6 protein-coding genes and 1 pseudogene are annotated in these 9757 nt (G+C 62.9%); 5 read left to right on the top strand and 2 right to left on the bottom strand.

Annotated features, from left to right (window positions below):
* Positions 1-417: pseudogene (locus ACIQ17_RS13095) on the top strand (hypothetical protein); the annotation flags it as partial.
* A 79-nt stretch (positions 418-496) separates the two neighbouring features.
* Here ACIQ17_RS13095 and aspS read toward each other — a convergent pair.
* Positions 497-2269, bottom strand: coding sequence for an aspartate--tRNA ligase (gene aspS / locus ACIQ17_RS13090; protein ID WP_398469200.1), 1773 nt, complete (start codon positions 2267-2269; stop codon positions 497-499).
* Positions 2270-2753: 484 nt separating this feature from the next.
* On the opposite strand from aspS, the gene ACIQ17_RS13085 reads away from it, so the two are divergent.
* The 4 genes from ACIQ17_RS13085 to ACIQ17_RS13070 all read left to right on the top strand — a co-directional run bounded on the left by ACIQ17_RS13085 (position 2754) and on the right by ACIQ17_RS13070 (position 8238).
* Positions 2754-4433 carry a methyl-accepting chemotaxis protein gene (locus ACIQ17_RS13085; RefSeq protein ID WP_398469198.1) on the top strand — a complete coding sequence of 560 codons (1680 nt, stop codon included), beginning with the start codon at positions 2754-2756 and terminating at the stop codon, positions 4431-4433.
* 86 nt (positions 4434-4519) lie between these two features.
* Positions 4520-5995 (top strand): YdiU family protein, encoded by a 1476-nt coding sequence (locus ACIQ17_RS13080; RefSeq protein ID WP_398469206.1) that lies wholly within the window; start codon positions 4520-4522, stop codon positions 5993-5995.
* A 101-nt stretch (positions 5996-6096) separates the two neighbouring features.
* Positions 6097-7245: a ribonuclease D gene (gene rnd, locus ACIQ17_RS13075; RefSeq protein WP_398469196.1), complete on the top strand. Its 1149-nt coding sequence runs from the start codon at positions 6097-6099 to the stop codon at positions 7243-7245.
* Between the two features lie 105 nt (positions 7246-7350).
* The gene (locus ACIQ17_RS13070; RefSeq protein WP_398469194.1) at positions 7351-8238 is read left to right on the top strand and encodes a fumarylacetoacetate hydrolase family protein; all 888 of its coding nucleotides are present in this window, start codon (positions 7351-7353) and stop codon (positions 8236-8238) included.
* 9 nt (positions 8239-8247) lie between these two features.
* Here the strand turns inward: ACIQ17_RS13070 and ppx are convergent, their stop codons facing one another.
* Positions 8248-9753 (bottom strand): exopolyphosphatase, encoded by a 1506-nt coding sequence (gene ppx / locus ACIQ17_RS13065; protein ID WP_398469192.1) that lies wholly within the window; start codon positions 9751-9753, stop codon positions 8248-8250.
* Positions 9754-9757 lie beyond the last annotated feature (4 nt).

The following is a 9757-nucleotide window of genomic DNA, read 5'->3' as shown; positions in this document are numbered from 1 at the left end:
AATGCAAAGATGTCGCTCGAGAATGTCCCGCGCGGTCTGTTCACCACCAATCCGCAGCAGGCCATGATGGCGGCGTTGCCGATCGAATATGGCGCGATTGAAATCACCGGCCGCGATCTCGGCGCCGTCGACCTTTCGATCGCTCAATATGCCCGCAAGCAGAATGTCCCGACCGAACAGGCACGCTCCACGCTCGCTGACGAGATCAGAACGAAAGGCCGCGCCGCCGGCAATAACGATCCCGTTTCCGGTCGTCTCGCCGACGCAGTTGCGAACCTCATCGAGAAGCAGAACGGCACCCTGGCGCTGAAAATCACGCCGCGCGCAAAGCTGCCGGTGATGCAGTTCATGGAGCTGACGAAGAACGACCCGGCGACCGCGTTCACGCTGTTCGATATCGATATTCAGAGCAAGTAAAAGGCTTCGCTCTTACCTTCACCTCTCCCCTCTAGCGAAGCTTCGCTTCGCACCGGGGGAGAGGTGAAACAAGCAGAGCTCACTTCTCCGGCAGGTTCAGCCGGATATGCGCTTCACGCAGCTGCTTGGGCGACGCTTCCGACGGCGCGCCCATCAGCAGGTCTTCGGCACGCTGGTTCATCGGGAACAGCGAGATCTCGCGCAGATTGTTGGTGCCACAGAGCAGCATGACGATGCGATCGACGCCAGCAGCCATGCCGCCATGCGGCGGCGCGCCATACTGGAACGCACGATACATGCCGCCAAAACGCTCGATCACCGTCTCCTCGCCGTAACCGGCGATCTCGAACGCCTTCACCATGGCTTCCGGCTTGTGGTTGCGGATGCCACCCGAAGCGATTTCGAAACCGTTGCAGGCGATGTCGTACTGGAAGGCACGGATGGTCAGCGGGTCCTGCCCGTTGAGCGCATCGAGACCACCCTGCGGCATCGAGAACGGGTTGTGCGCGAAGTCGACCTTCTTGTCGTCCTCGTTGTATTCGAACATCGGGAAGTCGACGATCCAGGCGAGCTTGAACTGCTCCTTGTCGGCAAGGTTCAGGTCGTCGGCCACCTTGTTACGGGCGAGACCGGCGAACTTGTAGAACTTCTCGGGATCACCCGCGACGAAGAAGGCGGCATCGCCGGCCTTGAGGCCAAGTGCAGCACGGACCGCCTCGGCACGCTCGGCACCGATATTGTTGGCGATGGGGCCTGCGCCCTCATTGTTCTCGCGCCACATGATGTAGCCGAGGCCGGGCTGACCTTCGCCCTGTGCCCAGGAATTCATGCGGTCGCAGAATGCGCGGCTGCCGCCGGTCGGACCGGGAATGGCCCAGACCTGGTTCTTCGGGTCTTCGAGCATGCGCGCGAAAACCTTGAAGCCCGAACCACGGAAATGTTCGGAGACGTCCTGCATGACCAGCGGGTTGCGCAGGTCCGGCTTGTCGCTGCCGTATTTCCGAATGGCTTCGGCGTATGGGATGCGCGGCCAGTCCTTGCTGACCGGCTTGCCATTGGCGAATTCCTCGAAGATGCCGGTGATCACCGGCTCCATCGCGGCGAATACGTCTTCCTGCTCGATGAAGCTCATTTCGAGATCGAGCTGGTAGAATTCACCCGGCAGACGGTCGGCGCGCGGATCTTCGTCGCGGAAGCATGGCGCGATCTGGAAGTAGCGATCGAAGCCCGACATCATCAGCAGCTGCTTGTACTGCTGCGGCGCCTGCGGCAGCGCGTAGAACTTGCCGGGATGGATGCGCGACGGCACCAGGAAGTCGCGCGCGCCTTCCGGCGACGATGCGGTCAGGATCGGCGTCTGGAATTCGAAGAAGCCGCTGTCCTTCATGCGACGGCGCATGCTGTCGATGATGGCGCCGCGGGTCATGATGTTCTGATGCAGCTTCTCGCGACGCAAATCGAGGAAGCGGAATTTCAGGCGGATGTCTTCCGGATATTCCTGATCGCCGAACACCGGCAGCGGCAATTCGGCGGCCGGACCGAGCACTTCGATCTCGTCGATATAGATTTCGACCTGTCCGGTCGGAAGTTCGTCATTGTTGGTCCCTTCCGGACGGCGACGCACCTTGCCGTCGATACGGACAACCCATTCCGAGCGCAGCGTCTCGGCGGTCTTGAAGGCCGGCGAATCCGGATCGGCAACGCACTGGGTCAGACCGTAATGATCGCGCAGGTCGATGAACAGCACGCCGCCATGGTCGCGGATACGATGGCACCAGCCGGACAGGCGCACGGTCTGATCGATATGGCTGTCGCGGAGCGCGCCGCAGGTGTGGGACCGGTAGCGATGCATGATTATCCTGGAAGTGCTTCAGAGGTCAGAATCGACGTCGCGCTAAAGGCGCGAAGCGCAGGGTTTACCCGACCGGATCATGCGCGGCAACAGAATGGCCCTCCGTCCTGGCCTCGCGGTGTACAGCCGCGCAGAAGCAATTCTCCCCTCTTGTGCCTCACCCTCCGAAAGGCTGTGTACGCGAGCGAAACCCGCACCCCAAGGGTGCATCGTCAGGACCGTTCAGCCAAAGGCAGGTCGGCAGTTCGCGAAGCGAACGCCGCAGGGAGGTATTTCCGCGACAAAATCAACCGCTTACAGAGAATTGCATAAAAATTTACCGAAACTTGACGGCCGCCCCTCAGTGTCATCCGCATGAAACCTGCTCGTTTTGAAGGCAGGCTCTTCAGCTGGAACTTGCTGCATTCATTGCCTTGCCGCGTGTCCTCCATTGCCATCATGGTCAAACCGGGGTTCGCGGCCACAAACGCCGAGGATCACATCCGTGCTCGCCAGATATTCGATCAGCACCAAACTCTTTGTCATTGTCGCCTTCCTGTTCGTCGCCATTGCCGCGATCGGCGGCCTCGCCGTGTTCCAGATGCGCGCAATGAATGCCGCGACCCACGACATCAAGGACTCCTGGCTGCCCAGCGTCCGCTGGATCGGCGAAATGCGGATCCAGTCCGCCCGCTACCGCGCCGTGCTGCGCGACCACCTGATCGTCGCCGATGCGGACCGTCCGGATGTCGACAAGAACCTGGCCGCCCGCAAGGCCGACTTCGACAAGGCCGCCAAGGCCTATGCGCCGCTCGTATCCTCACCGGCCGAGCGGGAACTGGCCGACAAGCTCGGCAAGGAGTGGGCAGCCTTCATCAGCGCTGCGAATGACGTTCAGGCGTTGGCCACCAAGGGCGACATGAACGCGGCGAAGGACATCAATGCCAAGAAGGTCGTTCCGACCGGTCGCGCCATGGATGCCACGCTCGCCAAGCTCACCGAGATGAATGACAAGGGTGCAGGCGAAGCCGGCGCTCATGCCGACGCCACCTACGCCAGTTCGATCTGGATGATGATCGCGATCCTCGCTGCTGCTGTCGTGGCCGGCATCGGCGCTGCGATCTATCTGGTCCGCGATATTTCGGGCGGCATCTCGTCGATCCTCAATCCGATGGGCAAGCTGACCGATGGCGATCTCGATGTTGGCATTCCGCATCAGGGCGAGAGCACCGAGATCGGCCGCATCGCCAGCGCATTGCAGATCTTCAAGAACGCGCTGATCGCCAAGCGCAGCAGCGACGAGGCGGCTGGCGCGGAAGCCAGGATCAAGGCAGCACGCGCTGAGACCATCAACAATGCGACGCGCAATTTCGAGGCGATGATCGGCGAGCTCGTGCACTCGCTGTCGTCAGCCTCGACGGAGCTGGAAGCGTCGGCCACAACGCTGACCCGCACCTCGGACGTGACCATGACCCTGTCTGGTTCGGCTGCTTCCGCCTCGACCGAAGTCTCGCAAAACGTCCAGTCGGTTGCCGCCGCGACGGAAGAGATCACCTCGTCGGTCAATGAAATCGGTCGTCAGGTCCAGGAGTCGAACCGCATCGCTGCGACCGCCGTTCAGCAGGCCGAGAAGACCAATGCCAGCATTACCAAGCTGACCCAGGCAACGGCCCGCATCGACGACGTCGTCAAGCTGATCACGGCCGTCGCCGAGCAGACCAACCTCCTCGCGCTCAATGCAACGATCGAAGCCGCCCGCGCCGGTGAAGCCGGCCGTGGCTTCGCAGTCGTCGCTGCCGAGGTGAAGGCCCTCGCCTCGCAGACGGCAAAGGCCACCGACGAAATCTCGACCCAGATCGCCGGCATGCAGGCCGCCAGCACCGAGACCGTGGAGACCATCAAGGAGATCGGCGCGACCATCACGCTGATCTCGGAAGTGTCGTCGGCCATCGCAGCAGCCGTCGAGGAGCAAGGTGCCGCAACGCAGGAAATCGCACGCAATGTGCAGCAATCGGCGGAGCTCTCGGGCCAGGTTGCCAATGAGGTTACCGAGGTCAATCGCGGCGCTGCCGAAACGGGTTCCGCTTCGAGCCAGGTCCTCGCTGCAGCGCAGTCGCTCTCGATGGAGAGCAACCGGCTGAAGGGCGAAGTCGACAAGTTCCTCGACACGGTTCGCGCGGCTTGAACCTCACCGGTCATGCGCGGGGTCTCTCCCGCGCATGACCGGCATTGAGCGGTTGTGAAACCCTCACGCTGGCCTATCTTAAGGCCATGACAGTCCACTTCCCCTTCGACAACAGCTATGCGGCCCTGCCCGCCAATTTCTTCGCCCGCGTCGCGCCGACGCCTGTGAATGCGCCGCGGCTGATCAAGCTGAACACCGCGCTCGCCAAACAGCTCAAGCTCGATCCGGAATGGCTCGCCAGCGCCGAGGGCGTGGATGTCCTTGCCGGCAAGCGCGTGCCCGATGGCGCCGATCCGCTCGCCATGGCCTATGCGGGACACCAGTTCGGCCATTTCGTCGCCCAGCTCGGTGACGGCCGCGCGATCCTTCTTGGCGAGGTGATCGACACCGATGGCATCCGCCGCGACATCCAGCTCAAGGGCTCGGGCCCGACACCGTTCTCGCGCCGTGGCGATGGCCGTGCAGCCCTCGGCCCGGTGCTGCGCGAATATATCGTGAGCGAGGCGATGTTCGCTCTCGGCATTCCAACCACGCGCTCGCTCGCCGCCGTGATCACCGGCGAGAAAGTCCAGCGCGAGACGATGCTGCCAGGTGCGGTGCTGACGCGTGTGGCGTCCAGCCATATCCGCGTCGGCACCTTCCAGTTCTTTGCCGCACGGCAGGATATCGACGGGCTCCGGCATCTCGCCGATCACGTCATCAACCGGCACTATCCGGATCTCGCCAAGGCCGAGCATCCCCATCGCGCCCTGCTGGATGTCGTCATCAGGCGGCAGGCCGAGTTGGTCGCGCGCTGGCTGCATGTCGGCTTCATCCACGGCGTGATGAACACCGACAACTGCTCGATCTCGGGCGAAACGATCGATTACGGCCCCTGCGCCTTCATGGACGCCTATGATCCCGCAACGGTCTACAGCTCCATCGACGAGATGGGCCGCTATGCCTATGCGAACCAGCCGCGCATCGCGCTGTGGAATCTGACCCGCTTTGCCGAGACCCTGCTGCCGCTGATCGACGGCGACGAGAAGACCGCCATCGACCTCGCGCAAAACGCTCTCGGCGCCTTCACCGACATCTTCAACGAGGCCTATCAGACCGGCCTGCGCAAGAAGATCGGTCTGTTCACCATACAGCCCGATGACGAAGCGCTGGTGCAGGATTTGCTCGCCGCGATGACGGCCAACCAGGCTGACTTCACCAACACCTTCCGCCATCTCGGCGCGGCCGCAGCGGATGCCGCCAAGGATGCCGACGTCCGAGCCCAGTTCACCTATCCCGCCGCCTATGACGAATGGGCCGCACGGTGGCGACAGCGACTCAGTCAGGAATCCCAGGATGGTGCAACGCGGGAAAAGGCCATGAATGCCGTCAATCCGGCCTTCATCCCGCGTAATCACCGCATCGAGGCTGCGATCCAGGCGGCACTGGCCGACGACTTCGCGCCGTTCGAGGAACTGGTCGCCGTGCTGGCAAAACCCTATGAAGATCAACCGCAGATGGCGGATTATACCAATCCGCCGGCCATGGATGAGCGCGTGTTACGCACATTCTGCGGCACCTGATTACCCCATTTTTGCGCCCGCAGACCTCAAATCTGCGGGATTCCCTTGACTCACCAGCGTTTTGGGCCGAACGCGTTTGATAAAAGCGTTATGGACCATCCATGGAACTGATCACCACCACCGACCAACTCGCCGCTGCCTGTGAGCGCCTCGCCCAGCATCCGGTTATCACCGTCGATACGGAATTCCTCCGCGAGACCACTTACTATCCTCTGCTCTGCGTCGTGCAGATGGCCAGCGCCGAAGACGCCGTGGTCGTGGACACCCTCGCCGAAGGCATCGATCTCGCGCCGTTCTTCGCATTGATGAACAATGAAGCCGTGCTGAAGGTCTTCCATGCCGCCCGGCAGGACATCGAGATCATGGTCCATCGCAATGGCGTGGTGCCGCATCCGATCTTCGATACGCAGGTCGCCGCCATGGTGCTCGGCTATGGCGACAGCATCGCCTATGACCAGCTCGTCGAGCGCGTCACCGGCCATCGGCCCGACAAGACCCATCGCTTCACCGACTGGTCGCGCCGCCCGCTGACCGAAGAACAGCTGCATTACGCCGTCTCCGACGTGACGCATCTGCGCGATGTGTTTGCCAAGCTCGACGCCGACCTGAAAAAGCGCAATCGCAGCGACTGGGTGAGCGAGGAGATGAAGATCCTCACCTCGCCCAAGACGTACGACTTCCATCCCGAGCGCGCCTGGGAGCGCCTCAAGACCCGCGTCCGCAAGCCGAAGGAGCTGGCGGTGCTGATGGAAGTGGCGGCCTGGCGCGAGCAGGAAGCCCAGAGCCGCGACGTGCCGCGCTCGCGCGTGCTGAAGGACGACGCCGTCGGCGACATCGCCACCCACGCGCCGACCTCGCTGGACAAGCTCGCCAATCTGCGCTCGCTGCCGAAAGGCTTTGAGCGCTCGAAATGGGGCACTGACATCCTTGCAGCCATCCAACGCGGCATCGAACGCGATCCCAATACGCTGCCCAAGCTGGAAAAGCCGCGCGGCAATGGCAATGGTGCGGCCACGGTCGAGTTGCTGAAGGTTCTGCTGCGCATGACCTCCGAACGTCATGCCGTCGCCAGCAAGGTGATCGCCACCGTGGACGATCTCGAGCAGATCGCCATCAACGACAATGCCGATGTCGGCGCCCTGCAAGGCTGGCGACATGAGCTGTTCGGCAAGGACGCCCTTGCGCTCAAGCACGGCCGCCTCGCGCTGGCGATGGAAAAAGGCCGCGTCATCCGCGTCGATCGCAGCTGAGCCCTGCTCTTCTTGGGCAGGCCCTCACGGGCCTTCCCAAACCTCTCCGATCTCTGGCACAAATGCCGGGCTGCCGTTCAAGGACAGCGCTTTCGCGGAGACGTCATGAAATTCGTATCGATTGTGTCGAGCGGCGCGTCGCGTCTGGGCGTGATGCTCGATGGTGAACGCGTCCTCGATCTCGCAAAGGCCGAGCCGAACGCGGCATTTGCCGATCTGATCAGCCTGATCGAGGCCGGCGACGCCGGGCTGGAAGCCGCGCGACGTCTGGCCTCCGCTGCACCGCCAAGCGCCGTCGTCAAACTCGCCGACGTGACGCTGCAGGCGCCGATCCCCTCGCCGCGGAAGAACGTGTTCTGCGTCGGCCGCAACTACATCGAACATGTCGAGGAAGGATATCGGGCGCGGGGCACCGAGGTGAAGCTGCCGGAATATCCGCAATTCTTCACGAAGCCGCGCACCGCTGTCGTCGGCCATGGCGCGACCGTCCCGCTGCACGCCAATGTCACCGCCATGCTCGACTACGAAGTCGAGCTCGCCGTCGTGATCGGCCGCGGCGGCGTCAACATCCCCATCGAGAGCGCGCTCGATCACATCTTCGGCTTCACCATCATCAATGACGTCACCGGCCGCGATGTGCAGCGCCGCCACGATCAGTGGTTCAAGGGCAAGGGCCTCGACGGCACCTGCCCGATGGGACCGTGGGTGGTAGAGCGCGGCGACGTCAGCGATCCCCAGGCGCTTGATCTATCACTCAAGGTGAATGGCGAAGTTCGACAGAGCTCCAACACGAAGCACATGATCTTCCCGATCGCGCGCATCATCAGCGAGCTGTCCCTTGGCCTGACGCTGGAGCCCGGCGACATCATCGCCACCGGCACGCCGTCCGGCGTCGGCTATGCCATGACGCCGCCGCGCCCGTTGAAGGCCGGCGATGTCATGACGCTTGAGATCGAGCAGATCGGAACGCTGGAAAACCGCGTCGGCAACTAAGGTTGCCGATCAGCGTCTGACGATAGAGCCGGACTTGCCGACCAGTCGCGCCAGCTGCTTGAAGCGGCTGCCGACGCGGTCGGCAACAAGGTCGACGAGACGGTGTTCGAACACGAGCATCATCTTGCGATCCTGAACGGTGAAATGCGCGGCCGGCAAAACGCCCGGCTGCGCCGCCGAGATCAGATGCGCCACGCGGAACAGCGCGCCGAGCAAACGCGCGCGCTCCACCTGCGCCGGCGTCACCAGGGCGCGGACGATTTCCGGAGGCTCGTTCTCTTCGCTGAAGCCGGCATAGCGGTAATACACCGACAGCGCGAGGAAGGCGCGGCCGTGATGATCGATCGAGCCGAAATTGCCGTTGGTGATCAGATGAAGCGTCTGTTCACCGCGATGATCGGGATGCACCCGCCAGCCGATGTCCGAGAGAAGACAGGCGATGCGGCGCAAGCGCTTGTCTTCATCTGTCTCCGGCAATTTCGCCACACGCGCGAAATGATCGCTCCAGTTGCTCAGCTCCTGCGCATGGCGCGCCGAGCGTGAATACAGCTTGTTCATGGTCTCGGCCGCGCCGAGCAAACCGTCTTCCGCGCGCTGCGCCGGCGACAGCATCTCGTAGAACAGGCCTTCGCGAACGCCATAGGTGGAGAAAACGATCGCCTTCGGCTTGCCGATGCGGATGATGTGTTCAAGCAGGATCGCTGCATAGACCAGCAGCGGCTGCCGCGCTTCGGTAATCGTCTCGATATCTGCAAGCACATTCGCGACCGCAAAACGGCGCACGCGACGCACGAAGCTGAGCGCATCTGCCGCAGAGATCGTGTAGCCGTGCATCACCTTGAGCGGATAACCGCTTTGCAGGATGTGCAGCCGCGCGAGCGCGCGCCATGTCCCGCCCACCGCATAGAAATTGCGGCCGGCGCAGGCCTTGAGCTGCGCGACATCGGCAAACGCCTTGGCGATGATACGCTCGGCACGCTTCGGCGAGTCCTTTGACGCGTCCTGCAAGGCGAGACCGCCCAGCGGCAGCGTGATGCCCTGCCGCAGCGAGTTGCCACGCACGTCGATCAGTTCGAGCGAACCGCCACCCATGTCGCCGACGAGACCATCCGGCTTGTGGACGCCCGAGATGACACCGAGTGCAGAGAGCTTTGCCTCACGCGGGCCAGAGATGATCTGGATCTCGCAGCCGCAGATCTTCTCTGCCGCCGCAATGAAATCCGGTCCATTGCTGGCATCGCGCGCCGCAGCGGTCGCGATCGCGTAGACGCGACCGACCTTCATGATCTTGCACAGCGCGCGGAAGCGCCGCAGCGCCGTCAACGCCTTGTCAACGGCATCCCGCGCAAGGAGCCCCGTGCTCTGAACCTCGCGACCGAGACCGCACAGCGCCTTCTCGTTGAAGATGGTGACGAGGCTGCGGGCCAGCGATTCATAGACAACGAGACGAACGGAGTTCGAGCCGATATCAATGACTGCAACGCTTTGGGCGCGTTGGCGCGCGCGTGCTACCACGAAG

Origin of the sequence: Tardiphaga sp., from assembly GCF_044340795.1 — a bacterium.
Classification (GTDB): Bacteria; Pseudomonadota; Alphaproteobacteria; order Rhizobiales; family Xanthobacteraceae; genus Tardiphaga.
Note: the sequence above shows the minus strand (reverse complement) of the source record. Positions and strands in the feature narration are given on the sequence as shown.

What these genes read in the sequence shown, in the direction of transcription:
- aspS (WP_398469200.1), bottom strand. Translation starts at nt 2,269, where the DNA reads ATGCATCGCTACCGGTCCCACACCTGCGGCGCGCTCCGCGACAGCCAT.
- ACIQ17_RS13080 (WP_398469206.1), top strand. Translation starts at nt 4,520, where the DNA reads ATGACAGTCCACTTCCCCTTCGACAACAGCTATGCGGCCCTGCCCGCC.
- ACIQ17_RS13070 (WP_398469194.1), top strand. Translation starts at nt 7,351, where the DNA reads ATGAAATTCGTATCGATTGTGTCGAGCGGCGCGTCGCGTCTGGGCGTG.
- rnd (WP_398469196.1), top strand. Translation starts at nt 6,097, where the DNA reads ATGGAACTGATCACCACCACCGACCAACTCGCCGCTGCCTGTGAGCGC.